The organism is Nocardia sp. NPDC052566, assembly GCF_044547285.1.
GTDB lineage: Bacteria > Actinomycetota > Actinomycetes > Mycobacteriales > Mycobacteriaceae > Nocardia.
The window spans coordinates 320827-346070 of sequence record NZ_JBIUAF010000005.1 but is presented as its reverse complement, the minus strand read 5'-3'; the positions used below and the strand labels follow the sequence as shown (position 1 = coordinate 346070).

The 25244-nt window shown below is 68.4% G+C and carries 28 protein-coding genes; 16 read left to right on the top strand and 12 right to left on the bottom strand.

Annotated features, from left to right (window positions below; genetic code table 11):
* Positions 1-8 precede the first annotated feature (8 nt).
* A complete protein-coding gene (locus ACIG5A_RS26520; RefSeq protein ID WP_397244630.1) occupies positions 9-776 on the bottom strand; it encodes an SDR family NAD(P)-dependent oxidoreductase in 768 nt (255 codons plus the stop codon).
* A gap of 62 nt (positions 777-838) precedes the next feature.
* A complete protein-coding gene (locus ACIG5A_RS26515; protein ID WP_397244628.1) occupies positions 839-1255 on the bottom strand; it encodes a hypothetical protein in 417 nt (138 codons plus the stop codon).
* 337 nt (positions 1256-1592) lie between these two features.
* On the opposite strand from ACIG5A_RS26515, the gene ACIG5A_RS26510 reads away from it, so the two are divergent.
* Positions 1593-1889, top strand: coding sequence for a hypothetical protein (locus tag ACIG5A_RS26510; protein ID WP_397244626.1), 297 nt, complete (start codon positions 1593-1595; stop codon positions 1887-1889).
* Positions 1890-2002: 113 nt separating this feature from the next.
* The gene (locus ACIG5A_RS26505; RefSeq protein ID WP_397244624.1) at positions 2003-2446 is read left to right on the top strand and encodes an SRPBCC domain-containing protein; all 444 of its coding nucleotides are present in this window, start codon (positions 2003-2005) and stop codon (positions 2444-2446) included.
* A gap of 257 nt (positions 2447-2703) precedes the next feature.
* Here the strand turns inward: ACIG5A_RS26505 and ACIG5A_RS26500 are convergent, their stop codons facing one another.
* On the bottom strand, positions 2704-3141 hold the full coding sequence (locus tag ACIG5A_RS26500; protein WP_397244622.1) for a hypothetical protein: 438 nt from the start codon (positions 3139-3141) through the stop codon (positions 2704-2706).
* A gap of 266 nt (positions 3142-3407) precedes the next feature.
* On the opposite strand from ACIG5A_RS26500, the gene ACIG5A_RS26495 reads away from it, so the two are divergent.
* The 4 genes from ACIG5A_RS26495 to ACIG5A_RS26480 all read left to right on the top strand — a co-directional run bounded on the left by ACIG5A_RS26495 (position 3408) and on the right by ACIG5A_RS26480 (position 5691).
* Positions 3408-4379 (top strand): GlxA family transcriptional regulator, encoded by a 972-nt coding sequence (locus tag ACIG5A_RS26495; protein ID WP_397244620.1) that lies wholly within the window; start codon positions 3408-3410, stop codon positions 4377-4379.
* A gap of 78 nt (positions 4380-4457) precedes the next feature.
* Positions 4458-5078 (top strand): class I SAM-dependent methyltransferase, encoded by a 621-nt coding sequence (locus ACIG5A_RS26490; RefSeq protein ID WP_397244618.1) that lies wholly within the window; start codon positions 4458-4460, stop codon positions 5076-5078.
* On the top strand, positions 5063-5185 hold the full coding sequence (locus ACIG5A_RS26485; protein WP_397244616.1) for a hypothetical protein: 123 nt from the start codon (positions 5063-5065) through the stop codon (positions 5183-5185). The genes ACIG5A_RS26490 and ACIG5A_RS26485 overlap by 16 nt, the downstream gene beginning before the upstream one ends.
* Entirely contained in the window at positions 5170-5691 is a 522-nt protein-coding gene (locus ACIG5A_RS26480) for a hypothetical protein (protein ID WP_397244614.1), read from the top strand. Before ACIG5A_RS26485 ends, ACIG5A_RS26480 begins: the two co-directional genes overlap by 16 nt.
* Here ACIG5A_RS26480 and ACIG5A_RS26475 read toward each other — a convergent pair.
* Entirely contained in the window at positions 5664-6092 is a 429-nt protein-coding gene (locus ACIG5A_RS26475) for a hypothetical protein (RefSeq protein ID WP_397244612.1), read from the bottom strand. The genes ACIG5A_RS26480 and ACIG5A_RS26475 overlap by 28 nt on opposite strands.
* 220 nt (positions 6093-6312) lie before the next feature.
* On the opposite strand from ACIG5A_RS26475, the gene ACIG5A_RS26470 reads away from it, so the two are divergent.
* From ACIG5A_RS26470 to ACIG5A_RS26450, 5 genes are all read left to right on the top strand, one after another.
* Positions 6313-7404 carry an ABC transporter ATP-binding protein gene (locus tag ACIG5A_RS26470; protein WP_397244610.1) on the top strand — a complete coding sequence of 364 codons (1092 nt, stop codon included), beginning with the start codon at positions 6313-6315 and terminating at the stop codon, positions 7402-7404.
* Positions 7405-7414: 10 nt separating this feature from the next.
* Positions 7415-8782, top strand: coding sequence for an ABC transporter substrate-binding protein (locus ACIG5A_RS26465; RefSeq protein WP_397244608.1), 1368 nt, complete (start codon positions 7415-7417; stop codon positions 8780-8782).
* A gap of 128 nt (positions 8783-8910) precedes the next feature.
* A complete protein-coding gene (locus ACIG5A_RS26460) occupies positions 8911-9765 on the top strand; it encodes a metallophosphoesterase (protein WP_397245906.1) in 855 nt (284 codons plus the stop codon).
* 5 nt (positions 9766-9770) lie between these two features.
* Entirely contained in the window at positions 9771-10709 is a 939-nt protein-coding gene (locus ACIG5A_RS26455; RefSeq protein WP_397245904.1) for a carbohydrate ABC transporter permease, read from the top strand.
* Positions 10699-11511 carry a carbohydrate ABC transporter permease gene (locus ACIG5A_RS26450; RefSeq protein ID WP_397244606.1) on the top strand — a complete coding sequence of 271 codons (813 nt, stop codon included), beginning with the start codon at positions 10699-10701 and terminating at the stop codon, positions 11509-11511. Before ACIG5A_RS26455 ends, ACIG5A_RS26450 begins: the two co-directional genes overlap by 11 nt.
* On the opposite strand, the gene ACIG5A_RS26445 is transcribed toward ACIG5A_RS26450, so the two are convergent.
* From ACIG5A_RS26445 to ACIG5A_RS26435, 3 genes are all read right to left on the bottom strand, one after another.
* Positions 11504-12409 carry a LysR family transcriptional regulator gene (locus tag ACIG5A_RS26445; protein ID WP_397244604.1) on the bottom strand — a complete coding sequence of 302 codons (906 nt, stop codon included), beginning with the start codon at positions 12407-12409 and terminating at the stop codon, positions 11504-11506. The two genes, ACIG5A_RS26450 and ACIG5A_RS26445, sit on opposite strands and share 8 nt — an antisense overlap.
* Positions 12410-12487: 78 nt before the next feature.
* Positions 12488-12850: a cupredoxin domain-containing protein gene (locus tag ACIG5A_RS26440; protein WP_397244602.1), complete on the bottom strand. Its 363-nt coding sequence runs from the start codon at positions 12848-12850 to the stop codon at positions 12488-12490.
* Between the two features lie 54 nt (positions 12851-12904).
* On the bottom strand, positions 12905-13342 hold the full coding sequence (locus ACIG5A_RS26435) for a PaaI family thioesterase (protein ID WP_397244600.1): 438 nt from the start codon (positions 13340-13342) through the stop codon (positions 12905-12907).
* A gap of 144 nt (positions 13343-13486) precedes the next feature.
* On the opposite strand from ACIG5A_RS26435, the gene ACIG5A_RS26430 reads away from it, so the two are divergent.
* Positions 13487-14233, top strand: coding sequence for a HEAT repeat domain-containing protein (locus ACIG5A_RS26430; RefSeq protein WP_397244597.1), 747 nt, complete (start codon positions 13487-13489; stop codon positions 14231-14233).
* 80 nt (positions 14234-14313) lie between these two features.
* Here ACIG5A_RS26430 and ACIG5A_RS26425 read toward each other — a convergent pair whose 3' ends face one another.
* Positions 14314-15222 carry an NADP-dependent oxidoreductase gene (locus ACIG5A_RS26425; protein ID WP_397244595.1) on the bottom strand — a complete coding sequence of 303 codons (909 nt, stop codon included), beginning with the start codon at positions 15220-15222 and terminating at the stop codon, positions 14314-14316.
* A gap of 111 nt (positions 15223-15333) precedes the next feature.
* Between ACIG5A_RS26425 and ACIG5A_RS26420 the strand changes: the two genes are divergently transcribed.
* Both ACIG5A_RS26420 and ACIG5A_RS26415 read left to right on the top strand, forming a co-directional pair.
* A complete protein-coding gene (locus ACIG5A_RS26420; protein WP_397244593.1) occupies positions 15334-15768 on the top strand; it encodes a GNAT family N-acetyltransferase in 435 nt (144 codons plus the stop codon).
* A 118-nt stretch (positions 15769-15886) separates the two neighbouring features.
* Positions 15887-17833 (top strand): cytochrome c oxidase assembly protein, encoded by a 1947-nt coding sequence (locus ACIG5A_RS26415; RefSeq protein ID WP_397244591.1) that lies wholly within the window; start codon positions 15887-15889, stop codon positions 17831-17833.
* On the opposite strand, the gene ACIG5A_RS26410 is transcribed toward ACIG5A_RS26415, so the two are convergent.
* Together ACIG5A_RS26410 and ACIG5A_RS26405 are read right to left on the bottom strand one after the other, a co-directional pair.
* Positions 17830-20088 (bottom strand): heavy metal translocating P-type ATPase, encoded by a 2259-nt coding sequence (locus ACIG5A_RS26410; protein WP_397244589.1) that lies wholly within the window; start codon positions 20086-20088, stop codon positions 17830-17832. The two genes, ACIG5A_RS26415 and ACIG5A_RS26410, sit on opposite strands and share 4 nt — an antisense overlap.
* 38 nt (positions 20089-20126) lie before the next feature.
* Positions 20127-20873 (bottom strand): zf-HC2 domain-containing protein, encoded by a 747-nt coding sequence (locus tag ACIG5A_RS26405; RefSeq protein WP_397244587.1) that lies wholly within the window; start codon positions 20871-20873, stop codon positions 20127-20129.
* Between the two features lie 144 nt (positions 20874-21017).
* Between ACIG5A_RS26405 and sigC the strand changes: the two genes are divergently transcribed.
* Both sigC and ACIG5A_RS26395 read left to right on the top strand, forming a co-directional pair.
* Positions 21018-21584, top strand: coding sequence for an RNA polymerase sigma factor SigC (gene sigC, locus ACIG5A_RS26400; RefSeq protein WP_397244585.1), 567 nt, complete (start codon positions 21018-21020; stop codon positions 21582-21584).
* Positions 21585-21864: 280 nt separating this feature from the next.
* On the top strand, positions 21865-23163 hold the full coding sequence (locus ACIG5A_RS26395; RefSeq protein ID WP_397244582.1) for a hypothetical protein: 1299 nt from the start codon (positions 21865-21867) through the stop codon (positions 23161-23163).
* 61 nt (positions 23164-23224) lie between these two features.
* Here ACIG5A_RS26395 and ACIG5A_RS26390 read toward each other — a convergent pair whose 3' ends face one another.
* Positions 23225-24034 (bottom strand): ABC transporter ATP-binding protein, encoded by an 810-nt coding sequence (locus ACIG5A_RS26390; protein WP_397244580.1) that lies wholly within the window; start codon positions 24032-24034, stop codon positions 23225-23227.
* 103 nt (positions 24035-24137) lie between these two features.
* Complete coding sequence (locus ACIG5A_RS26385; RefSeq protein WP_397244578.1) at positions 24138-25142, bottom strand: FecCD family ABC transporter permease; 1005 nt, start codon at positions 25140-25142, stop codon at positions 24138-24140.
* Positions 25143-25244 lie beyond the last annotated feature (102 nt).

The following is a 25244-nucleotide window of genomic DNA, read 5'->3' as shown; positions in this document are numbered from 1 at the left end:
TTCCTTGTCTATCGGGCACCCATGCCGAGGCGGGCCGCGCCGTCGAGGCGGATGACTTCGCCGTTGAGCATCGGGTTTTCGACGACGTGCGCGACGAGCGCCGCGAACTCCGACGGATAGCCCAGGCGGGCCGGATGCGGAACCTGCGCCACCACACTCTCTTTCGCCGCCGCGGGCAGGCTCGCGAACAGCGGCGTGTCGAACGATCCCGGCTCGATGGTGACCACCCGGATCTGCGTCGCGGCCAGATCCCGCGCGATGGTGAGCGTCATCGCGGCGACACCGGCTTTCGACGCGACATAGGCGGCCATGCCCGCAGGCCCGTCGGGCGCGGCGATCGAACCCGTATTCACGACGACGCCGCGCTCCCCCGCTTCGCTGGGCAGGCCCGCCATCCGCTGCGCGGCCAGCCGGACCACATTGAACGTGCCGGTGAGATTGACCCGCACCACCTGCTCGAACTGGTCGAGCGGGAACGGACCCGAATCGTCGAGCGTGAGCCGGACGACGCCGATGCCCGCACAGTTCACCACGATGCGCAGCGGGCCGAGCGCCGCCGCCTGATCCAGTGCCGCCCGCACGCTCTGTTCATCGGTGACGTCCGCGGACAGGAAGTGCACCCGATCGCCGATCTCGGTGACCGCCTGCCCCAGCGCGGGACCACAGGAATCGAGCACGGCCACGATCGCGCCCGCCCGATACAGGTTGTCCACCACCGCCAGGCCGAGACCCGACGCGCCTCCGGTCACCACGGCAACACTGCCCTCGATCTCCATGTGCTTCCTTTCCCCGTAAGATGTTGCACGACAAAGAGATTCCGTACTCGAGCGTACTCGCGTCAGTAGTGGCCGCCGAGGGTATAGGTGATCAGGAAGCCGCAGATCAAGTAGTAGTAGCCCGCGACGCTGCCGAACCACAGCAGCACGAGGGTCAGCGGATGACTGCTCGGCAGGCGGGCGGCGCTGCCGACGGGCAGGAAGCGGACCAGCGGAATCCGCACCTCCTGGGTGGCGCCGAGCTGCCAGCCGTTGAAGTCGGGCATGGTCAGCGCGCACACCAGCAGCGCGGCGTCCGCCTGCACGAAAAGCGTTGCCGCCCCGGCATACAGGGCGTCCGTCGAGGTCAGCATGGCGAGTACGACAATCGAACAGGTCACGACGAGGAAGCACGGCCGCAGCCGTGGCACCGCATTGCGCAACCCGACGGACGTGCACGCCACGGCCAGCTGTAGCCAGAGATTCCCATAGTGGGACATGGTTTTTTCACACGGCTCTCCGCCCTCGCCGCGCCCACACCCCGCCGGCACGACACAGGCTGTCCAACCATGATGAACTCCCCAGATGACATCGGGTGGGGTCTCGTACCATCTGCTGGTCCGAAACACCACCGGGTCACCATGGCGCCACGAAACTCGAAGGGGTGGGGCGGATCCGAGCTCCCCAGTGGTAGGGGTCGGGTATATCTAGTGGAGACCGATCCGATGGTGTTCGGCTGGAATCTCGCACCGGAACGCGCCTGCCGGACCATCAGATGCGCGCCGCGCAGCAGCCGAACCAGTGTGGCTGCGGTCCGACTGAGACAGGGTGGGAACCGTGCGGGAAGCAAGCTGGGACGAATGGCTCGACGTACTCGACGATGTACTCGAGTCCGACGGCAACACCAGCGGAACAGCATGTCCACGATGCGGCGCGGCCCGGCTGCGCATCGCCTACGTCGGCGATGTCGACGAATGGATCGCCTCGACGTCCTTCTGGTGCGAGAGCTGCCTCACCGGCATCTCCCTGTCCACCGGCAGACCACCCGCGGGCGCCGAGATCATCCCCGGCGACCGCCCGCACGCCGAACTGCTCGCCCTGGTCCCCGACTTCCACATCATCTGGCCCGCGTGACCGGGCAACCGTCGTGCATCGAGACACTCACAGCTTTGCCCGACCTGCGCAAATGACGGTCGAGTCGTGGAATGCTGGTGGCATGGCGGGAGATTGGGCGAGGAGGTGGGCGCATGGTTTCTGATGCGGAATTGGATCCTGCCGCGGTCGAAATAGGCAGCTTCTTCCCGCACCGGCCGGAGACCGTCTGGCGCGGGCTGACGGAACCGGACCTGGTCGAGCAGTGGTTGATGCGGTCGGTCGGCTTCGCCACGTCGGTCGGCACGCACTTCATCTTCGCCGTCCCCACCCAGCCGACCGCCGAGATCGCCTGCGAAGTACTCACCGCCCGCCCCAACGAACAACTGACCATCAGCTGGGTCGACCTCCGGGCGAAGCACCCGGCCCGCTGGATCCTCGACTGGACCATCCAGCCCCAAGGCCGCGGCACCCGTCTCCTCCTCACCCACACCGGCTTCGACATCGACGACCGCCGCCAAAAAATGGCCCGCAACGCCATGGAACGAGGCTGGCGCACCGCCCTCACCCGCCTCCGCGCCCTACTCGACCACCCCTGACCCCCGCCGAGCACACACTCACCGAGCCGCTACCCCAGAGCGGCATTGCCGGTCGCCCTCGCACCACCTCGATGGGCGTGGCCGACGGTGGGTTCACGTGGTGCGCATCGGCCGCACACCACGCGGACCCATGCCGGCCCGGTCAACGGCGCGGCAAGCTCGGCGAGCGCAGTCGAATGGCCCCTGATCACGGCGTGTTGTAGGGCCATTCGACTGTGCTCGGCGGGGGTGATCTCGGCGGGCAGATTCGGGTGGGGTCAGAGGAGGAGTAGGGAGAGGGCGGTGAGGGTGTCGATTACCGCGCAGCCTTCGGCGTACCAGCGGGGGACCATGCGGTCGGCTCGGTGGTGGGCCAGGTCCCAGAGGGCGTGGGCGAACCACGTTGCGGCCAGCAGGATTCGGGCTGTGCCGGGGTCCATCAGCGGGGTTGCCACGGCGGCGGTGGTGAACGCGGCGAGCGCGGCCGCCTGAAGTGCGATCGTCTTCCGGCCGTGCAGGTGGTGCCGGAGCAAGCCCGCGACGGGGTAGGCCGCGGTGGCGGCGATCAGAGCTGTCCGGCCGACCCATGGTGAGTCGGGAAGTGCGACGGCGAACACCACGGTCAATCCGATGCCCGCGAGGCTTGGCCACCGCCGCGCGGCGAATTCGACGAGCTTCCCGGACCGATCTGGTGACGTCCGCGGTTCGATGATCATGGCCAACACGCTGCGCGCGCCGAATACCGACGAGCAACAGCAGCGGCCAACGATGGCCGGAACCCTGCGAATCACGTCTCGCGCCAATAGGTTTCCGCGCCACGGTCCGGACTGGTCGGGCCAGGCCGCGATGATCACAGCGCGCATCCCCACGCAGACGGTGACGAGACCGGCCACTGCCAGGGCGAAACCCTGCGAACCCGCGCCTCGGCATCTCGTTCCCGTGCGACGGCGGACACCTTCACGAACCCGGTAGCGTGGCTGGGGTGGAGGTCAGGGAGGTCGTGATCGTCGGCTACCCGCGGGCCGAGTTGCTCGAAATCGCGGGGATATCCAGCAGTTTGGATGCGGCCAATCGGCTCGGGGTCGCGCCGCCGTATCGGGTGCGGCTGGCTACGCCGGGCGGGCGGGATATCACCTGTCATTCGGGGATGACGTTGCGTGGCGAGGTCGCGCTGGAACGGTTGACCGGTCCGCTGGATACGGTGATCGTGGCGGGCGGCTTCGGCAGTGCGGATGCCGCGGGTGACGCGCGGCTGGTCGGGCATCTGCGGCGGCTGGCGGGTGAGAGCAGGCGGGTCGCGTCGGTGTGCACCGGGGCCGAAGTCCTCGCTGCCACCGGGCTTCTCGATGGGCGGCGGGCGACGACGCACTGGATCTACGCGAACGAGATCGCGGCACGCTACCCGCGGGTGACGGTCGATCCGGAACCGATCTACATCCGCGAGGGCAAACTCGCCACCGCGGCCGGTGTCACCAGCGCGCTCGATCTGACCCTCGCCTTCATCGAGGAGGACCACGGCCCGGAACCCGCCCGCATGGTGGCCCGCGCCCTCGTGACCTATCTGCAGCGGCCGGGCAACCAGGCGCAGATGAGCATCTTCGTCGCCGCACCGCCGGGTGGGCAGGAGCCGGTGCGGCGCGCCGTCGCCTTTGTCGGCAGCCACCTCGACGGCGATCTCTCCGCGACTACACTCGCCGCCGAAATCGGGGTCAGCGTAAGGCATCTCACGCGCTTGTTCCGCATCGAACTCGGCCACACCCCCGGCAACTACGTCCGCAAGGCGCGCACCGAAGCAGCGGCGCAATTGCTGCTCACCACCCGGCTCCCCGTCGCCGCCATCGCCACCCGCTGCGGTTTCGGCTCGGCGGAAACGCTGCGCCAAGCGTTCCTCACCAGATATGGCATCACCCCCGCCCGCTTCCGCACCGCGGTCGGCGGCCAAAACGGGGCATAACGGACGCGATCACCAGGAATTCGGCCGCGTCCCACCGCACCCCTTGCCGGGCAACGCGTTCGGGCACACCGTGAGATCATGCCCGCGCGCTGGTTCTACAACTTCGGCTACCGCCACTTCCGGATGCCGTGGGAGGTGGGACCGCGCGACGAACTGGTCGACCTTGTCGTCACCGGACGCCTACGCCCTTGCCGGGTAATCGATCTCGGCTGCGGCTCGGGCGCGAACGCTATCTATCTGGCGGACAAGGGATTCGACGTCACCGGCCTCGATTTCTCCGCCGACGCGCTGACCAAGGCCATGGCAGCGGCCGCCGCGGCGGGCGTCTCCATCCGGTTCATCGAGGACGACCTGACCGGCCTGCGCAACGACCTCGGCACCTTCGACCTGCTCATCGACTACAGCGTCCTCGACGACCTGTCGGGCACGCAGCGCGACAGCTACACGCGCGAGATCGCACCGCTCGCCCGCCCCGGCGCGCAATTCCTGCTGTGGTGTTTCGAGTGGCCGCCGCGCCGCTGGGAACGCTGGATCGGCTTGGGCCCCATGGCGCCCGGCGAGGTCGAGCGCCGTTTCGGTGGGCAATTCACCATCGAGCGCGTCGCCGGAACCGGCCGGCCGTCGATGCGGCGGCTCATCCCCGGCTTCGCGGCGTATCTGATGACCAAGGAGGACAGCGCGGCGTGGACACCCAACTGATCATGCCGGTCTGCGCGCTCGCCGGAAACAACCGGCCATCGATGCGGCGGCTCATCCCCGCCTACTCGATGACCAGGGAGGACAGTGCGGCGTGGACACGCAACTGATCGTGCTGGTCTGGGCCGTCGCCGGACTGGTGATCGCCGCGGCGCTGCTCGCGGCCATGCGCTGGATAGGGCGGGAGCGCAGTGCGGCGTGGCTCGTCGTCCTCGGGCTCGTCCTGGTCGCCGTCGAGGAGCCGCTGTTGACCGCGTTCTGGGCGCTGTCGACACCGGAGACCGATCACGACGGCATCGCCTCGTTCGTCACGAAGGCGACCCAGGCGCACGTCCTCGACTCCGCGCTGCTGGCCACCGCCGGATTCTTCGCGCTCGGCTGTATCGCACTGACCAGGTTCCGGCGCGCCGAACGGTGGGCGGTGCGCGCGATGGGCATCGGCTGGCTGGCCGCCGCCGCGATCGCCCTGCTCAGCACGCTGACCCTGTATCCGCGCGGGCTGCCGATCGGCGCGGCGCCGCACGGTTACGGCTGGCCGCAGCTCGCGGTCGGGTTCGCGGCGTGGGCGGCCGGGCTGTGGCTGATCCGTCAGCCGCCGAAGACGTTGCAGCCGTAGCCGAGATGGACGCCGGTGCCCACCGATACGTCGACGCTCACCAGCGGATAGTCGTCCGGGTGCAGTACCTCGTCCGGGTGCTGTAGCGCGGTGAGCGTGTGCTTGCCCGTGGTCCTCGGAATCCACTGGATCAGCGCGACGCCGCCGGAGGGCTGGACCACTCCGAACCGAATTCCGTTGTCGTAGAAGGCGACCGGCCCCTCCGCGGCGGTGAGCGTCGCCTTCGCGGTGTAGGTGCAATTGGTGCCGAAGTTCGTCGCCGACCCGAAGTTGATATCGGAGTACACGCTGACCCTGGTGACCGTCGCGCCCGCGGTGGGCATCGCGAAGACCAGCGCACCGAGCACCGCGGTGACGGCCGCGGCACGCGCGCGGTTCGAGCTGTTCGTCCTGTACCTCATGTATTCGGTCCTCGTTGTGTGGTGCCGGCGCCGAGCGCGGGCGAGACCCCTAGATCCTCACCCGTCGAGGCCGCCGCGCGGGCGTGAATCGCCGACTCAGACAGAATCCGGCAACGTTCGCGCGATCGATATCGCCTATCGCCACGCCCCGGCGCCCCATGCCGGCCCGAGACTGACCGCATGACAACTGTGCAGCACTCGGTCGGTTGAGGGGCTACCGATGGCGCGATTACAGATCGACGCGGTATCGAAGATGTTCGGCGCGACACACGCGGTCCGCGCGGTCGACCTCGATATCGCCGACGGCGAATTCATGGTGCTGCTCGGTCCGAGCGGCTGCGGCAAATCCACGCTGCTGCGCATGATCGCCGGCCTGGAGCAGCCCAGCGGCGGGCGCATCCTGCTCGACGGCGCCGACATCACCGAACTCGGACCGCGGCGGCGGGATCTGGCCATGGTGTTCCAGAGCTACGCGCTGTATCCGCATCTGACCGTCGCGAAGAATATCGGATTCCCGTTGCGCGCCAGGCGCGTGCCCAAAGCCGCTATCGCGCAGCGTGTTTCGCGAGTGGCGAGCACGCTCGAACTGTCGGAGCTGCTGGGGCGCAAACCCGCCGCGCTCTCGGGCGGGCAGCGCCAGCGGGTGGCGCTGGCGCGGGCCATGGTGCGCGAGCCCGGCGCGTTCCTGATGGACGAGCCGCTGTCGAATCTCGACGCGAAGTTGCGCAGCGCCACCCGCGCCGAACTGATCGCGCTGCACCGCGAGCTCGGTGCGACCTTCCTGTACGTCACCCACGATCAGGTCGAGGCGATGACGATGGCCACCAGGATCGCGCTGCTCAACGACGGGCGGGTGGAACAGGTCGGCACGCCCGCCGAACTGTACGACCGGCCGCGCTCGACGTTCGTCGCCGGATTCCTCGGCGCCCCACCGGCCAACCTGTTCCCCGCGCTGGTCACGGGGCGCGACGGAGGGCTGCGCGTCATCGCCGACGGCGTCGATGTCGCGCTGCCGTTCGACGATCCGGATTCCGGCGGCGACACCGCCGTCGTCGCCGGAATCCGGCCCGAGCATCTGCGCATCGGCGCGGGCGGTATCCGCGGGCGCGTGTCGATGGTGGAAAACCTCGGCAGCGAAGAGCTCGTGCACGTCACGGTCGGTGCACAGCGGTTGTGCGCGCGGGCGCCCCGTCCGGCCGGAGTCGCGGTGGGCGCCGATATCGCGCTCGACGTCGATCCGGATCGCATCCATCTGTTCCATCCCGGTTCGGGGCTGCGCCTGCGCCGCCAGCCCGCCATGGCTACCCGATGAGGAGAATTCCGTGAAACGCACCGCGCCCTTGCTCGGCTTGGTGTTCACCACCACCGTCGCGCTCACCGCATGCGGCGGGCTCGGCAGCACCGCCCCGTCCGAATCCGCCACCGCGCTCGTCCCGGAACTCGCACCGGGGCAGCGGGTTTCGATCGTCTTCGAGTCCTACAACTACGGCATGGCCGGTGCGTGGACCGACACCTTCGACGAGCTGATCGCCGAATTCGGCGCCGAGTTCCCGAATATCACGGTGACCGCGCGGAAACCGCAGGGCAACAGCCCGAATCCGGCCACCGACACCATCTCCAGCATCCAGAACCAGATCGTCGCGGGCAGTCCACCGGATGTGGCGCAGCTCGGATTCAGCGATCTCGATTTCACCGTCCATCAGCTGCGGGCCAAGCCGCTGGACCGGCTGATCGGAAAGCAGCGGGTGCAGCGGAATTTCGATGGCGCGAGGCATCCGTACGCGCCGAGGGCGCGCACGCTCGCCGATTGGGACGGCACGACTTATGGTGTGCCCTTCGTCTTTTCGACGCCGGTGCTGTACTACAACGCCACCGTCTTCGCCGCCGCCGGGCTCGATCCGGCGCATCCGCCGACCACCTGGCGGCAGGTGGCCGACGCCGCCGCGGCGATCAAGCGGACCGGCAAGGACGGCGTGTACATCGACTGCCTGACCAAGGCCGCCAAGGACTGGTGTTTCCAGTCGCTGGTGCGTTCCAACGGCGGCCGGGTGATCTCCGAGGATCGCAAGAACCTCACCTTCGCCGACCCGCCCGCCGTCGAGGTCACCGCGATGGCCAAGCAGCTGGTGGAGTCCGGCGCCATGCCCAAGCTGAACCAGAAGCAGGGCTACGAGGCGTTCGCGCGCGGCGATATCGGGATGATCCTCGAAACCAGCGCCATCCAAGGCACTTTCGTGGCCGGCGCGAAGGACAAGTGGGATCTGCGGTCCGCGCCGATGCCGAGCTTCCAGGGCAGGCCGACCGTGCCGACGAATTCCGGTGCGTCGCTGTATGTCCTGTCCGACGATCCGGCCAAACAGCGCGCATCCTGGGAACTGATCACCTTTCTCACCAGCGAGGCGGCGTACACCAAGATCTCGCAGCGGATCGGCTACCTGCCGCTGCGCACCGGGTTGATGGACGATCCGAACGGACTGCGGGACTGGGCGAACCAGAACCCGCTGCTCGCACCGAATGTCGCACAGCTGGCGACCATGGAACCGTGGATCTCCCTGCCCGGAAACAACTATTTGCAGATCCGCGACGGCATGATGGACGCGGTCGAGTCGATCGTGTTCCAGGGCAAGGATCCGCGGTCCACCCTCGGCGCGGCCCGTACACAGGGCGCCGGATTGCTGCCGGTCTCATGAGCGAGGGAAACGGCAACAGCGCGGGCGTCACGCATGCCGAGGCTGTTCGTGAGCGAGGGGTGGGCATGAACGAGCGAGCCTGCGATACCGCACGCGCCGTGCGGCCCGACCGCCGCGGCGATGCGGGCCTGAGCGACTTGACGATCGTGCAGCTGACCGATACGCATCTGCGTACCGAGGGCGAGTTGGTGCATGGCGCGGTGGACACCTACGCCAACTTGACGCTGGTACTCGCCCAGATCCTCGCTGCCGGGCAGCCTGTCGACGCGCTTGTGCTCTCCGGGGATCTGGCCGACAGCGGGTCACCGGCGGCGTACCGGCGGCTGCGCGCGGCGATGGAACCGGCGGCGGCCGCGCTCGGCGCACGGCTGGTGTACGTGATGGGAAACCATGACGAGCGAACGGCTTTCGGCGCGGAGCTGCTCGATCGAGGGCCGGACGAGGACCCGTCGGCACCGCACGACAGCGTCGTCGACGTGCGCGGACTGCGGATCATCGCACTGGACAGCACCATGCCCGGCCGCCACGACGGCTGGCTGACGCCGGGGCAACTCGACTGGCTCGCCGATCAGCTGCGCCACCCCGCGCCGCGCGGCACCCTGCTCGTCCTGCACCATCCACCGATCCGCTCACCGCTGGCCACCACGGAATTCCTCCGCCTCCAGCGGCCCGAACTACTCGAAACCGTCCTCGCGGGAACGGATGTGCGGATGATCGTGTGCGGCCACAACCACCTCACCGCGAGCGCCTCGTTCGCCGGTGTCCCGGTCTGGATCGGGCCCGCGCTGTCCTACCGGATCGATCCGCTGGCGCCGGCCGGGCGCCAGCGCGGGCTCGCCGGTTTCGGCTACACCCGCATCGATCTGCTCGGCGCCACGCTGATCGCCACCGCGATCGAGGCGACACCGGCCCCGGCGGTCTACGACCGGCCCGAGCGCGAGGTGCTCGATCAATTGGCCGCGCTGGCAGCGGAATACCGGTGACCGCGGTGTTCGTCGTCGACCTACCCGAGACGGTCACGGTGCCCGCCGTGGCCGCCCGGCCGTCACGCCTCGCTCGGTTCCGCCGTGGCATCGTGCCGTACCTCTACCTGTCTCCTGCGCTGGCACTGCTGGTGGTGTGGACGTATCGGCCCCTGCTGCAAGCGCTCGAATTGTCCACCTACTCCTGGAATCTGCTGCCGACCGCGCCGATGCGACCGGTCGGGACGGCCAATTACGAACGGCTGCTCCAGCTTCCGGCATTCTGGGATTCGCTCGGCCGGACCGGCGTGCTGATCGCGGGCATGCTGCCGTTCACCGTCGTGCTTCCGCTGCTGATCGCGCTGGCCGGACGCCGGGTCACCGGCCGGGCCCGAACCATCTACCAGGCCTTCATCTTCGCGCCGTTCCTGGTCGCGCCGGTGGCCGCCGCCGCGGTGTGGCGCTGGCTGCTGCATCCCGGCGGCGGCATCGTCGATCGCGCACTCGATTCCGACCGCAACTGGGTCTACGACGCCACCACCGCGCACGGGGTGATCATCGTGATCACCGGCTGGCAGCTGCTCGGGTTCGCGGTACTCGTGGTGTGGGCCGGATTGGCCGGTATCAGTGGCGATTACGACGAGGCGGCGCGCGTCGACGGCGCGACGCCGAGCCAGATCCGCCGCTGGATCACCCTGCCGCTGCTCTCGCCGACGCTGCTGTTCCTGGTGCTGACCACCGTATTGCTCAGCCCGACACTGACGTTCCCGCTCATCGACACCATGACACAGGGCGGCCCCGCACAGGCGACCACCAATATCTACTACCTGCTGTGGGATTACGCCTTCCACAGCTTCGACGCCGGGCTCAGCGCCGCCGCGGGCGTGCTGCTGTTCGCCGGGTTCGGCACGGTCGCCGGATTGCTGGTGTGGTTCTCGGAAAAGGTTGCCTTCCATGATGATTGAGCGAATCCGCGCGGCGGGCAGTCACCTGCTGCTCGCCGGCACCGCGGTGGTGTGCGCCTTCCCGATCTACTGGCTGTTCGCGACCTCGCTGCGCAGGCCGGAGGATGTCACGTCGCTGTCGCCGTTCCCGTGGCCGATCTCGCCGGCCAACTATGCGGACGCCGCCGAAAAGGTCGACATCGCGGGGTTGCTCGGCAACACCTTCCTCGTCGCCACCCTGTCGGCCGCGGGTCAGCTCCTCATCGCGCTGCTCGCCTCCTATGCCTTCGCGATGTACACCTTCCCGTGCCAGCGCCTGCTGTATCTCGCTTTTGTCGGCACCTGGCTGGTCCCTTTCCAGGTGACCATGCTGCCCAACTACGTGCTGCTCACCCGGCTCGGACTCATCGATTCGCTGGTCGGCGTCGTCCTGCCGACGCTGTGCTCGGCGCTCGCGGTCCTGCTGCTGCGCCAGCACATGGCGAGCTTCCCGAAGGAACTCGTGGCCGCCGCGAAAATCGACGGGCGCTCCTCCTGGTCGATTCTGTGGACGGTGGTCGTCCCCAACCTGCGCCAGGCGCTCGCCGCGCTCGCCATCCTGCTGTTCATCAACGCGTGGAACGAATACTTCTGGCCCGCAGTGGTTTTGCGCCGATCCAACGGCGTCCTGCAACTCGGCCTGCGCAGTTTCATGGGCACCGAGGGCGACCAGTGGGGTCCGATGATGGCCGTCGCGGGTCTCGCCTGCCTGCCGGTCCTCGCTCTCTATCTGCTGTTGCAACGCCACATCGTGAACGCCTTCGTCCGCTCCGGACTCAAATAGGCACCGCGGTGGGTTCCAGACAGGCCAGGAATGCGGCCACGGCGGGGTTCGACTCGGTCGCGCGCCAGACGGCGTACAGGTCGAGCGTCGGCACCGGGTCGAACAGTTTGACCGCGACCGTGCCGCTGCCCGGCACGCCGACACCCATCGAGATCGCCCTGGTCAACGACGCGAAACCGACCAGCGGCCGCACCGAGACCAGATGCGCGGTCGCGCCGGGGTCGTCGGCGGTGTGCGCGACCCGCAGCGAGATCTTGCTGTCCGCGGCGGCGTGCACGATGGTGTCGTACATCGCCGGGCACTGCTCACGCGCGAACAGCACGCACTCCTGCTCGGCCAGCTCCGCGAAGCGCACGCCGGACCGGTCCGCCCAGCGATGCCTGCGCCCGACCACCGCCACCATCGGCACCCGATGCAACAGCCGCCGATACCGGAACTCGGTGGTGCTCGGATGACCGTAGACCAGCGCGATATCGAGCGAACCGTCCGCGAGCGCCGCCAGCTGCGGCCCGGTCCGCTTCTCCCACAGCGACACCGCGACATCGGGATGCGTGCCGGTCATCCTGGCCAGCGCGTCCGGCAGCACATGCTTGCTGGCGGGCAGGTTGTAGCCGACGTTCACCGCACCGGTTCGCCCCTCGGCCGTCGCCCTGACCAGCCGCGTCGCCCGCTCCAGCTGTGCGACGATCACCCGTGCGTGACTCTCCAGCTCCCGCCCGGCGGCGGTCAGTGCCACCTCGTGCGAGTTGCGCGAAACGAGTTGCACGCCAAGCGATTTCTCCAACCGCTGCAGCTGCGCGCTCAAACTCGGCTGGGTCAGATGCAGCCGCCGCGCCGCCCGCCCGAAGTGCAACTCCTCTGCCAGGGCCACGAACGAGACCAGATGCCGCAACTCCACGCCGCCTCCTTCCGCCCGTCATCGACGCTAGCGGCGCGAAATAACCCGCCGTGAACCGCGCGTGGCAGCTCGGTGAAGTCACTTGACGATCAAGGTCGAGCGCATCGCCGGGTGATATTTGCAGAAGAAGGTGAATTCGCCGGGCGTGGACGGCGCGGTGAAGGTGGCGGTCTCGTTGCCTTCGACGTCGGTGCTGAAGAGCCCCGCGGCATCGGAGGTCACGCTGTGCTCGACCCGATCCTGGTTGCGGATGGTGATCTTCGCACCCGGCGCGACGGAAGCGGGCGGCTGGAAATGGAATTCGGCGATGGTGATCTGCGTGCTGACCGCCTCCGGCATCTTGTCACCGGTCGACGAGCCGCAGGCGACCGCGAACGCGGCAACCGCGGTGACGCAGGCGGCCTGGGCGAACCGTGTGCGCCGACGGAGTGGAGTGGACATGATTCCTCCTGCGCGAACCCCCTGATCGATAGACGACGCGCAGGCACCGCCGGTTCACTCCGCGGGCGAGGGAATTGCCATGAGAGTCGCTTGCATGAGTGCGATGGGCCGGGTGGCGTCACGGTCGGAGATCACTTCCGCATTGCAGACCGTCAGCGTGCGACCCGCGCGGACCACGGTGGCCACGGCCTGAAAGCGCTGCCCCACAGCCGGACTCATGAAATTGACCTTGAACTCGACACTGAGGACGTCGTGATCGAGCGGCTGCAACGACATCGCCGCGTACCCGCATGCCGAATCGGCCATCGTAGTAATCGCCCCGGCATGCACGAACCCGTTCTGCTGGCACAGTTCGTCCCGAAACGGGAGCTCGAGCACCACCCGCCCGGCCCCCAGGCTCGCGATCCGAATCCCCAATGTCGTGAGCAGCGTTTGCCGCCCGATACTCTCTCGCAGCCGCGCCTCCTGCTCCAGGCTCAGGATCTGACTCATCCGATATCGGCGTTCATACGAGGCACAGGGTCGAGGGTATGCCGAAAGGTCGGTTTGATTCGCCTCCTACGCTCTGCGAGGTATCCCGAGGGTCCGGTCCGAGTTGCCGCGTCGCTGGTGAGGTAGACCTACTAGGATCGTGCCGTGGCGCTGCTCGTGCATCTGACGCCCGAGAAGAACGCGCGGCGGATTCGCCGAGCGGGGATCGCGGTGAGCGGATACCGGCGCGGGGTGTTCTGTCTGCCGGTGATGCCGTCGTACGTGTTGTCACATCAGTGGCTGCGGGAGTTGCGGCGGGGTGGGCAACGGTTGTTCGTCGCGGTGGATTTCCGTATACCGGACGATGAGACGGTCCTCGTCGGACATTATCGCGACGCTGGCGCGGAAATGACTGCGGCCGAGGCTGTTTCGGTCATCATGCGCGCGGAGGACGCACGCGGGTACGAGATCGTTGTGCCCCGCGCGATCGCGCCCGCCGAGCTTCATCGGGTTCGGCACGTGCGTCAGGTGACAGGGTGGCGATACCGCCCGGATGCGCATGGCCGCCAACCCTGCGCGTGTCCGGCGTGCCTGGGGCGTGGCGAGTTCAAGGCCGCCGACCTGCGCCGCCGATACCCCATCGACCCACCACCCCTGACGAAACCTCAACTCCTGCAACAATTACGCAGCGCCGATAACGACGACGACCTCATCGATGCACTCTACGGACTCGCCGGCAGAAGCCGCGGCGACGTCGCGGACATCGCCCACCTCATCGCCCACCCCAACCCAGAAGTCCGCAACGCCCTCGCCGTGGCCTTGCGCACATACCGCGGCGCCGAAGCCCGCCGCCTCCGCACCCGCCTCGCCGCAGACCCCGACCCCGAAGTCCGCGAAGCCGCAAAACAATAGGCGAACGGATGTACCGAGCGCCGTCGAATGGCCCCTTGATACGGCGTGTCGGAGGGCCATTCGACTGCGCTCGGCGAGCCTCAGGTGAGGGTGAGGACTACTTTGCCTGGGGTGCGGCCGGTTTCGCTTTCCTGCTGGGCGGCGGCGGCTTGGTCGAGGGGGAAGGTGCGGGCCGGGGCGGGGAGGTGGAATTCGCCAGTGGCGAGGCGCTGGGCGACCTGGTGGGCGAGGGCGGTGGGGCGGGGGCCGCCACCGCCGGTGGGGAAGGCGATGCCGAGGTCGGTGGCCGCCGGGTCGACGATCGTGACGATGCGGTCGGTGCCACCGCGCAGGTCGATCGCGACCGGCAGGAAGCCGTGGCCCGCGGCGTCGAAGACCGCGTCGATGCCCGCGGGGGCCAGTGCGCGGACGCGGTCGGCGAGGCCGTCACCGTAGGTGGTCGGAACAGCGCCGAAGCCGCGGACGATGTCCTGATTGCCCGCCGATGCGGTGCCGATCACCGTGACGCCGTCGGCCACCGCCAGCTGGACCGCCATCGAACCCACCGCGCCGGAGGCGCCGTTGAGCAGCACGGTCTCCCCCGGCTGCAACTTCAGCAGGTCGAGAACCTTGGCGGCGGTGCTCACCGCCACCGGAAGGGATACGGCATCCACCCAGGACAGCCCCTCCGGCTTCTTCGCCAGCTCGGTCGCCAGTGCGTACTCGGCGTAACCCGCACGCGCCCAACCGAATACCTCGTCACCGACGGCCAGATCGGTGACCTCCGGCCCCACCGCGTCGACCACTCCCGCGATCTCGCCGCCCGGAAACTGCGGGAACGTCGGCGTACCGAAAACCAGTGCGCCCGAGCGGATCTTCCAGTCGGCCGGATTCACGCCCGCCGCGCGCACCGCGACCCGCACCTCGGCACCGGTCGGTTCGGGAACGGGAATGTCCACCACCTGCAATACTTCTGGCCCGCCGAATTCGTTGAACGCGATCGCCCGCATCTCGCCGCCTGTCTGTCTTCGAATGTGATTCCCTGTGCCACGATAGGTCAGTTCCCTTGTCCGACACGCGCCCCCGTCGTCCTAGGATCGCCCGTCGATTACGTTGTGCGGATGGCCGACATCCGGATCTCGACAGCACTCGACGCCACACCGGACCTCGCACGCGCAGTGACGGCTCTCGTTCGCCAGCTCTCGACCACCGCCGCACCCCTCACCGTCGAAACGCTGGCGACGCTCATCGAGTCCGAATCCACGACATTGCTCCTCGCGTCGTCCGACGAGCACATCGTCGGCATGCTCACCCTCGTCACGTATGCGATCCCGACCGGTATCAGAGCACGCATCGAAGACGTGGTCGTCGACGAATCCGCCCGCGGCAAGGGCATTGCGTTCGAGCTCACCCGCGCCGCCGTCGACATCGCCCGCCGAGCAGGCGCGCGCACGGTCGACCTCACCTCCCGCCCCGAACGCGAAGCGGCGAACCGGCTCTACCAGCGCGCGGGCTTCACCGCTCGCGACTCGGTCACCTACCGACTGACGCCCTGACACATCCGGCCCACTGTGACACACCGCACGGTGGGTGGCGGGAACTTCCCCGGTTCCGGATCCGACGTGTGGTCGAATGCTGTTCGTTTCGTGCGGGCACGAGGATCCGGTTGCGAGGATGGTGGCAAACAACGTGCAGGTGACGCGCTCGACCGACCGATTCGTCTGGCTGGGTGCGGCGGTTGTTTCGCTGGCGCTCGTGATCGGATCGGTGGTGGCCTCCGGGGAGACGCCCTATCGATTGGCCGGTACGGCGTATCCGGGACTCGCGGACGCGCTCGGTTTCGTACTGCTGCGGGTGGTCGCCGAGGTGGCGGGCGCGCTGACGCTCGGTGCGCTCGTCTACGCGATCTGCTGTACCGCGATCACCAAGGGCCGCGTCGACGTGGACGGGTATGCCGGTGTCCGGATCGCCGAACGCGCGAGCGTCGTCTGGCTGGTGTCGGCGCTCGCGCTGATCCCGGTGGCCGCGGCGCAGGCGGGCGGCATGACGACCGGTGCGCTGTTCCGGCTCGGCGCGCTCGGTGCGCTGGTCGACGCGAGCGAGAAGCCGCGGGCCTGGATCGTGGTCGCGGCGCTGGCCGGTATCGTCGCGCTCGGTACCCGAATGACGTTGTCCTGGAACGGATCGGTGGTGCTGCTCGTACTCGCCGGTCTGGCGGTGCTGCCGCCGGCGATGGTCGGCAATGCCGGTGAGGGACCGAATCACGACTACGGCACCGGTGCGATGATCCTCTTCCAGATCGCCGCCTCCGTACTGCCCGGACTGCTGTGGTGCGTGGCCGCGCACGCGCGCCGCGGCGGCGAACCGGCGGCGGCCGCGATCCGGCGCGCGGTGACCATCACCCGGCTGTGCCTGATCGCCGCGGCGTTCAGCGGGCTGGTGCTCGTCCTCGTGCTGCTGCCGTGGTCGGCGGTGCTGACCACGGGATACGGACGCCTCGCACTGGTGGTGATCGCGGCGGCGGCCGGTATCGCGCTCCTGGTGCGCGGTACCCCGAACGCGCGAACACTCACCGTCGCCGGCGCGCTCGCCGTGCTCGCGCACGTCGCCATGGTGGCCATGGCGGTGCAACCGGCTCCCGCCTTCGCCGATCGCACGTTCACCGCCCAGCAGGTGTTCCTCGGCTTCGACCTGCCCGATGCCCCCACCGTCGCGCGGCTGATCACGTTCTGGCGCTTCGACATGGTGCTCGGCACCGCCGCGCTCGCGGGCATCGCGCTGTACGCGATGGGTGTCGTCAAGCTACGCCGCCGCGGCGACGAATGGTCGCCGTGGCGCACGGTGTCGTGGCTGACCGGCTGTGTGGTGCTGCTGATTTCGACCTCGTCGGGGCTGAGCGCCTACGGCTACGGCATGTTCAGCTTCCACATGCTCCAGCACATGCTGCTGAATATGTTCATCCCGGTGCTGCTCGTGCTCGGCGCGCCGATGACGCTGCTGCTGCGCGCGGTCCCCGCCGCCGCCCGCGACACGATTCCCGGTGTGCGCGAATGGATCCTGTCCATCCTGCACTCCCGGCCGACCGCGATCATCGCCCATCCCGCGACGGCGCTTTCGGCGTTCGTGATCTCGCTGTACGGCCTGTATTTCACGCCCGTGTTCGAAGGCCTGATCCGCTATCACTGGGGGCACGTGCTGATGAACGTGCACTTCCTGATCATCGGCTACCTGTTCTACTGGGGCATCATCGGCATAGATCCGGGACCGCGCAGGCTCCCCCATCTCGGCAGGCTCGGCATGTTGTTCGCGATCATGCCTTTTCACGCCTTCTTCGGCGTGGCCGTGATGTCGATGACCTCGGTGATCGGCGACCGCTTCTACAGCCAGCTCGACCTGCCGTGGCATCTCGACCTGCTCGCGGATCAGCGGATGGGCGGCGGCATCGCCTGGGTGTCCGGCGAAGTCCCCGTCCTGCTCGTGGTCGGTGCGCTGCTGAGCCAGTGGGTGGCGCAGGACCGGCGCACCGCGGTGCGCACCGACCGCAAGGACGACTCCTACGGCGACTCCGAACTCGCCGCCTACAACGCGATGCTGGAACAGCTCGCGCGGTCGCGCCGCTAACGTTCCAGCCGAACCCGCCGCAGCCGCAGGCTGTTCGAGACGACGAAGAACGAGGAGAACGCCATGGCCGCGCCCGCGATGAGCGGGTTCAGCCAGCCGAGCGCCGCGATCGGGATGGCGACCACGTTGTATCCGAAGGCCCACACCAGGTTTCCCTTGATGGTGCGCAGCGTCGCGTGCGCCAGCTCGATGGCATCGGCCACCGCGCCGAGATCCTCGCGCACCAGGATCACATCGGCGGCCGCGATCGCCACATCGGTGCCCGCGCCGATGGCCATGCCGAGATCGGCGGTGGCCAGCGCGGCGCCGTCGTTGATGCCGTCGCCGACCATCACCACGCGCCTGCCCTGCTCCTGCATGGCGGCGATCAGCTCGACCTTGCCCTCCGGAAGCAGTTCGGCGACAACCTCATCGATGCCGATCTCGTCGGCGACCGTCTGCGCCGCGTAGGCGTTGTCGCCGGTGAACATCAGCACACGCAGGCCGAGCTTGTGCAGCCGCGCGACAGAGTCCGCTGCGGTGGCCTTGACGGTGTCGGCGACCGCGATCACCGCGGCGACGGCGCCGTCGACGACCACGAGCACCGCGGTCCGCCCGGCCCGTTCCTGTTCGCGCACCGCGGATTTCATCGCCTGCGGCACCTGGATGTCCTCGAACAGGCGCAGCCTGCCCACCGTGACCGTGCGCTCGTCGACCAGGCCGCGCGCACCCAATCCCGGTAGCGCCGTGAACGATTCGACCTGTGGCAGCTCGTCGAACGCGGCCGCGGCGTGCCGGGCGATCGCCGCGGCGACGGCATGTTCGGAGGCCGATTCCACCGCACCGGCCAGGCGCAGCACTTCGGCCTCGGCGAACGCGCTGTCCACGATCACCGAGACCACGCTCATCGCGCCCTCGGTGACGGTGCCGGTCTTGTCGAGCACCACCGTGTCGACATCGCGGGTGGCCTCCAGTGCCTGATGCCCCTTGATGAAGATGCCGAGCTGCGCGCCGCGCCCGGACGCCACCATCAGCGCCGTCGGAATGGCGAGCCCGAGCGCGCACGGGCACGCGACGACGAGCACCGCGAGCGCGGCCGCGGCCGCACGGTCGGCACCGGAGCCGGTGAGCGCCCAGACCGCGAAAGTGCCTGCGGCGACGGCGAACACGAACGGTACGAACACCGCCGAGACCCGATCGGCGACGCGCTGCATGCGCGCCTTGCCGGTCTGCGCCTGCTCGACAAGCCGGATCATGCCGGAGAGCTTGGTGTCCGCGCCCACCGCGGCGGCCTCGACGATCAGCCGCCCGGTCAGCGCGGTGGTGCCGCCGATCACCTCCATACCGGGCCCGATGTCGACCGGCAGTGATTCGCCGGTCATCGCGCTGGCGTCGACGCTGGATTCGCCGGAGACGACGAGGCCGTCCGCGGCGATGGTCTCCCCCGGCCGCACCACGAAGCGCTGTCCCTCGACGAGTTCGCCGATGGGGACCCGCATTTCGCGATCACCCCTGGTCAGCACCGTCACCTCGCGCGCGCCGAGCGCGGCGAGCGCACGCAGCGCACTGCCCGCCGAGCGCTTGGCCTTCGCCTCGAAATACCGTCCGGCGAGCACGAACGCGGTGACGCCCGCGGCCACCTCGAGGTAGATCGAATCGCTGGACCAGATCGCGTTCCACACACCGTCGGGTGCGGACTCGACGCGCTCGGGTTGCAGGAACATGGTGTCCAGCGACCACAGCGTCGCGGTGAGCACGCCGACCGAGACGAGCGTATCCATACTCGCGGCAAAGTTTCTCGCACCCGCCAAGGCGCGGCGATGGAACGGCGCCGCCGACCACACCACCACCGGCAGCGCGAGCACGGTCAGGATCACCTGCCAGCCGGTGATGCGGGTGGCGGGCACGGTGGCGAACATCACCGAGAGATCCGCCAGCGGGAAGAACAGCACGAGCGCTACCACCAAGCGGCGGAACAGATCTCGCACGGCGGCGTCCTCGGGCGCGGAGTCGACCGGGCCCGGCGTATCCGAAACCGGTTGCGCGCCATATCCGGCGGACACCACCTCGGCGCAAAGCTGTTCGGACGTCACTCCGTCGGCGGCGTCGATGGTGGCGACGCCGGTGGCGTAGTTCACCGACGCGGTGACGCCGTCGACCTTGTTGAGTTTGCGCTCCACCCTGGTCGCGCAAGCGGCGCAACTCATTCCGGAGACGTTCAGCGAGATGCGGGCCGGTTCCGTGCGGACGGCGGCATCGATGGTGTCGGTTGTCATGATTCCGTTCGATCAGGCGGCGGGAGTCGTGCGCGAGGTCAGGCGGCGGGGTCCTGCATGGACCGCAGATGGCCGGTGCGGCGGCCGAGGCGGGCGCCGGGCGGCAGCACCAGCTCGGTGGGTTCGGTGAGGCTGTCGCGGCTCGGCGGCGCGGGCCGCGGCCGCCGGGTGCGATGAACGACGGCGACCAGCACCAGCGCGACGACGAGCACGCCGTGGGACATGACCCGCGAGACCGGGACAACGCCCTCGCTCAGATCGCCGATGACGAACACCGTGAGCGCGGCGACCAGCACGCCGAGCACCGGCAGCACGCCCGCGGTCGCGACGGGGCGCAGCGCGCAGTAGATGAAGCCGATGCCGATCGCGAGGCTCCACGCGGTGCTCTCGTTGAGCAGATGCTGGGTCATCTCCGCGCCGTGATGGCTCATGCCGAAGTCGACGCCGCCGACCTGGCCGAGCGCGAGCACACACTGGACGATCCCCAGCACACCGAGCAGCACCCGCGTCCACGCGAGCCGGGCGATCGGACGTGGGATGCGCCACAGTGCGGCGAGCGAGCGGCGCGGACGTTCCAGCTCGGCGGCCGCGAAGATCGCGTCGGTGAGGTCGGGCGCATAGGACGACGCGCCGCGCAGCCGCGCCGTCGTCTCCACCGCCACCGCGTACCAGGCACAACAGGCGGCGCACTGCTCCAGATGCTCGTCCACCCTGGCCGCGGGGACGGTCTCACGCTCGCCGTCGATCCGGGCCGACAGCGCCGTCCGGCACACTTTGCACTCCACGTCTAAATTGTCGTGTGGACGCGGCCCGAAGTTCCCGCGGGCTGTGTTTTCTTGGCGGCGTCCGCGGTGGCCCTCCGTGGTTACGCAAGCTGCCGCCTCCGGGCCCCGTCGCTCCCGCCGCGGCAACCAGTTATTGTCGACGCCATGCCGACGCCCGCCGAGGATGACGAGACGACCCGGCTAGCTCTCGCCGCGGCCCGCGGAGATCGCCGGGCCCTCGAAGGATTCATTCGAGCCACCCAAGGTGATGTGTGGCGATTGCTGGCCCACCTGACCGAGGTGTCGCGTGCCGACGATCTGACGCAGGAGACCTACCTGCGCGCGCTCGGCAGCATCAAACGTTTCGAGGGCCGCGCGAGCGCACGCACCTGGCTGCTGTCCATCGCGCGCCGCGTCGTCGTCGATCAGGTGCGGATGGCGGTGGCCAGGCCGCGCATCGCGCACGGCGTCGACTGGGTCGCGGCGGCCGACGGCCAGACCCCGCGTCACCACGGCCCCACCGAGATCGTCGAACTCAACATGCTGCTCGACGATCTCGCCCCCGAACGCCGGGAAGCGCTGGTGCTCACCCAAATCCTCGGCCTCTCCTACGCCGAGGCCGCCACCGTCTGCGGCTGCCCCGTCGGCACCGTCCGCTCCCGCGTCGCCCGCGCCCGCGAAGACCTCATCGCCGCAAGCCGTTTCGGCGGCAAGCGCGCCGCCAACGGCTGACCGCTCGGTCACAAACCGGGACCAGGTTTCATCAAGTACCCAAGTCGTCGTCGATATCCCCCCATCTGATTCCTATCGCTCAGTACCGCAGGTTTTCGTGCCAGGCTTGGATATGTCCACTTACCGTGGCAACCGTCGGCGATTGCGGGACAGCGACTTCTGGTTGGTACGCCTCGGCGACGAGGAACCACTCGCCTTCCGATCCGGTTGTCATATCATTCCGTGCGATACGAGTTCCATTCTGCCCATCGACCTGTACTGTCGCGATCACGGATTGCATGTGACCACATCGACGAGTACGGCGCGAAACTGGGCAGGCATCGCCGCCTTTTTCGCCGCGTGCGGTCTCTTCTACCTGGCAGCGACCAACAACAGCCTCATTCCGGTGTTCCTGATCTATACCGCTGCCGCCGCCTATCTGACCGGCGATCTATTGCGCAATTACGAGACGAATGCCACGTTCATGTCCGTCACGTGGCTGTGCGCCGTCGTGGCCGCGCTGTTCGCTCATTACGGACGCGGCGGAGTTTTCTCGATCGTTTCGGCGATCCTGCTGATCTCGGTAGCCGTGCTTTTCGCGGTTACCGCCACGCTACATACCGTAGAATCGGCGTGCCAACGGCGAGACATGCTGGTGTCCAGCTGTTTTGCCTGGGCAATCGGGGCATGCGTGCTGTGGCCGCTCCTTCGCGGCGCCGGGCTGATCACCCTGGTTCCGCTACTTGCCGCGGCACTACTGCTCGGACTCGGTTTCGTTGCCGCACTGTTCGGCGGAGTCATCAGCGCCTTCGAGGAAACAACCGGAACAGAGCTGGCACGCAGGCGATTCGAGCGCCCACGCCCAGTTCCGTGGCACGGTCCGGAGATGCCGGATGCACCGCGCGCACCGGGTGGGTTCGCGGGTATCGAGCGCGCGGTCGCGATTTTCGTCGTGCAACTCGCCCGCGCTTGCGTTCTGATCGGCGCATTTCTCATCGATGGCGCGGTCGCCGCAGGATATCTGATCATCAACGGCGCCATTGCGATTGCCATCGAGATAGCCGAGTTCACGATCTATATCGCCACCTATCTCTGGGCAATTGCCGTTCATACCGCCCGCACCCTCGCCAGATCTTTGACGATTGCGGCACGCGCGGTGCGGAAAGCGGCGCGCGGATTCTTGTTCATCACCGTTACCGTCGTCGGAGCCGTCGGCTGCGAGTACGCCGCCGCGGCACACACGCGCGCATACCTGCACGCCGGAGCGATCGCCGATATCGTCGAGGTCTTCGCGCTCATGGGCCTATTGGTGATGGCGATCAGTGCCACCGTATGGCTGGCCTCGGCGCTGCCGATCGTCGCAGTGACCGCCTCGATCGGCCGCACGCTCACGAACCTCATGCCCTGGCTGCTACTAGGACTCGCGGCCGGTGGATGGCTGGTCGGGGCGCCGGGCACGTTCTGGCACGGACCGATCCGCATCGGCTGGGTGACCGGCACATCGACGGCCCTACTCGTCATCGGCCTCATCGCATTCCGCTTCTACCACGCGCACAGAACCAGGCCGTCCGTCGACGGAAAGCCCGTCCTCAACGGTTGAGTCTGGAGCTCCGCGCGTCGCTCGGCAAGTTGGTGCGCGGGAACCAGCAGGTGTGCGGGGGTTAGGGAGCCAGGGGGTTGGCGGCGTAGTGCAGGCGGATGATGCCGTCGGGGTGGCGTTCGGCGGTGGCGGTGACGCCGAAGTTGCCGCGGAGTAGGGCGGGGGTCATGACCTCGAGTACCTCGCCTGCGGCGGTGACGCGGCCCCTGTCCATGACCACGAGGTGGTCGCAGTAGCGGACGGCCAGGTCCAGCTCGTGCAGGACGGCGAGGGTGGTGATGCCGGTGGAGCGGACGAGGTCGAGGAGTTCGAAGCGGGCTCGGACGTCGAGATGGTTCGTGAGCTCGTCGAGGACGAGCAGGCGTGGTTGCTGGGCGAGTGCTCGGGCGAGCAGGACGCGTTGGCGTTCGCCGCCGGAGAGCGAGCCAACGTGGCGCTGCGCGTAGCCGGTGACGCCGGTGCGTGCCATGGCGTCGGCGATGGCCGCACGGTCGGCGGCGGTGTCGCGACTGAACAGCGCGTGGTGCGGGTTGCGGCCGAGGCCGACCAATTCGGCGACGGTGAGTTCCGGTGCGCCGGTGCCATTTTGGAGTACGGCGGCCGTCGTGCGGGCGGCCGTGCGTGCGGTGAGTCCGCTGATGTCGGCGCCATCGATCAGCACCGCGCCGCAGTCGGGACGCAATGATCGGTAGATCGTGCGCAGCAGGGTGGTCTTGCCGCTGCCGTTCGGGCCGACCACGCCGACCACCGCTCCCGGTGGTGCATGCAAGCCGACATCGTCGAGTACCCGGGTGTTCCCGAAGCTGAGATGCACTCCGTGGATGGATAATTCGGCGTACGCGATATCGCGAGTGTCCGCACGGGGACGCACTGCCGGCGTAGGAAATTCAGCGCGCGTCATGCCCAGCCCCGGTCACTGCGGCGACAGCCCGGACTGGCGGGTGCGCAGATCCGCAAGCGGACTTCGGCATACCTCATGTCTGACTCCCATTGCGACGAAGCAACCACAGGAAGAACGGCGCGCCGAACGCGGCGGTGAAGATGCCGAGCGGTAGTTCGTTCGGGGCATCGACGGTGCGCGAAAGTAGGTCGACCGCCACGAGATACGCCGCCCCGAGCAAGGCGGACAGTGGTAGTACACGGCGGTGGTCGACGCCGAAGGCGAGGCGGACCACATGCGGAATCATCAACCCTACGAAGCCGATTCCACCTGCCGCGGCGATCAGCACACCGGTCAGCAGCGAGGTCAGCACGAGCAGTGTGATGCGCAGCAGGCGTACATCGACGCCGAGGGCGGTGGCTTGCTCGTCCCCGGTGGCGAGCACGTTGAGTCGCCGACCGAAAGCAAGGATGAAGGCCACCGTCAGCAAGACCACCAGTGTCACCGGGCCGAGCCGATCCCAGCTCGCACCCGCGACGCTGCCCATTGTCCAGAACAGCACCGCCCGTAGCTCATTCGGCGACGCCCGTAACTGAAGGTAGTTGGTGACGGCGAGCAAGAGATAGCCGATGGCGACACCGGCCAGAACCAGGCGGGTTGGCACGACGGTGCCGCGGTGCTGACCGAGCACGAACACCACCGCGATCGTCGCCATCGCACCGATGAACGCGGCGGTCGACACTCCGACACCACCGAGAGCACCACCCGCCGTGACGATCACCAGCACCGCCCCCAGCGACGCGCCGGACGATGCGCCGAGCACGTACGGGTCGGCCAGCGGATTGTTCACCAGCGCTTGCAGAATCACGCCCGAGATAGCCAATCCGCAACCAACGAGCGCGGCCAGGATCACCCGGGGCAGCCGGAACTGCCACACGATCTGATCGACGGTGAACCCGACATCCGCTGTCTTACCGGACAAGTGGGCAACGATCACACGGGCGGTATCGGCTACGGAGACCGTCGCGGCACCTGCCCCCACGGCGACCACCATCACCACCGCCAGCAGCGCCACCGCGACGGTAAGCAGCAGCGGCAACGGAAGCGCCGCCCACGGCGCACGAGCGCGCTCCTTCCTCGCCCGCGCCTCCCTCCCCCTGCGCCATCGCCCCGCTCGGCCCTCCGTCCGCCCAGCGCCGTC

What these genes read in the sequence shown, in the direction of transcription:
- ACIG5A_RS26520 (WP_397244630.1), bottom strand. Translation starts at nt 776, where the DNA reads ATGGAGATCGAGGGCAGTGTTGCCGTGGTGACCGGAGGCGCGTCGGGT.
- ACIG5A_RS26515 (WP_397244628.1), bottom strand. Translation starts at nt 1,255, where the DNA reads ATGTCCCACTATGGGAATCTCTGGCTACAGCTGGCCGTGGCGTGCACG.
- ACIG5A_RS26505 (WP_397244624.1), top strand. Translation starts at nt 2,003, where the DNA reads ATGGTTTCTGATGCGGAATTGGATCCTGCCGCGGTCGAAATAGGCAGC.
- ACIG5A_RS26500 (WP_397244622.1), bottom strand. Translation starts at nt 3,141, where the DNA reads ATGATCATCGAACCGCGGACGTCACCAGATCGGTCCGGGAAGCTCGTC.
- ACIG5A_RS26490 (WP_397244618.1), top strand. Translation starts at nt 4,458, where the DNA reads ATGCCCGCGCGCTGGTTCTACAACTTCGGCTACCGCCACTTCCGGATG.
- ACIG5A_RS26475 (WP_397244612.1), bottom strand. Translation starts at nt 6,092, where the DNA reads ATGAGGTACAGGACGAACAGCTCGAACCGCGCGCGTGCCGCGGCCGTC.
- ACIG5A_RS26470 (WP_397244610.1), top strand. Translation starts at nt 6,313, where the DNA reads ATGGCGCGATTACAGATCGACGCGGTATCGAAGATGTTCGGCGCGACA.
- ACIG5A_RS26450 (WP_397244606.1), top strand. Translation starts at nt 10,699, where the DNA reads ATGATGATTGAGCGAATCCGCGCGGCGGGCAGTCACCTGCTGCTCGCC.
- ACIG5A_RS26440 (WP_397244602.1), bottom strand. Translation starts at nt 12,850, where the DNA reads ATGTCCACTCCACTCCGTCGGCGCACACGGTTCGCCCAGGCCGCCTGC.
- ACIG5A_RS26435 (WP_397244600.1), bottom strand. Translation starts at nt 13,342, where the DNA reads ATGAGTCAGATCCTGAGCCTGGAGCAGGAGGCGCGGCTGCGAGAGAGT.
- ACIG5A_RS26425 (WP_397244595.1), bottom strand. Translation starts at nt 15,222, where the DNA reads ATGCGGGCGATCGCGTTCAACGAATTCGGCGGGCCAGAAGTATTGCAG.
- ACIG5A_RS26420 (WP_397244593.1), top strand. Translation starts at nt 15,334, where the DNA reads ATGGCCGACATCCGGATCTCGACAGCACTCGACGCCACACCGGACCTC.
- ACIG5A_RS26415 (WP_397244591.1), top strand. Translation starts at nt 15,887, where the DNA reads ATGGTGGCAAACAACGTGCAGGTGACGCGCTCGACCGACCGATTCGTC.
- ACIG5A_RS26410 (WP_397244589.1), bottom strand. Translation starts at nt 20,088, where the DNA reads ATGACAACCGACACCATCGATGCCGCCGTCCGCACGGAACCGGCCCGC.
- sigC (WP_397244585.1), top strand. Translation starts at nt 21,018, where the DNA reads ATGCCGACGCCCGCCGAGGATGACGAGACGACCCGGCTAGCTCTCGCC.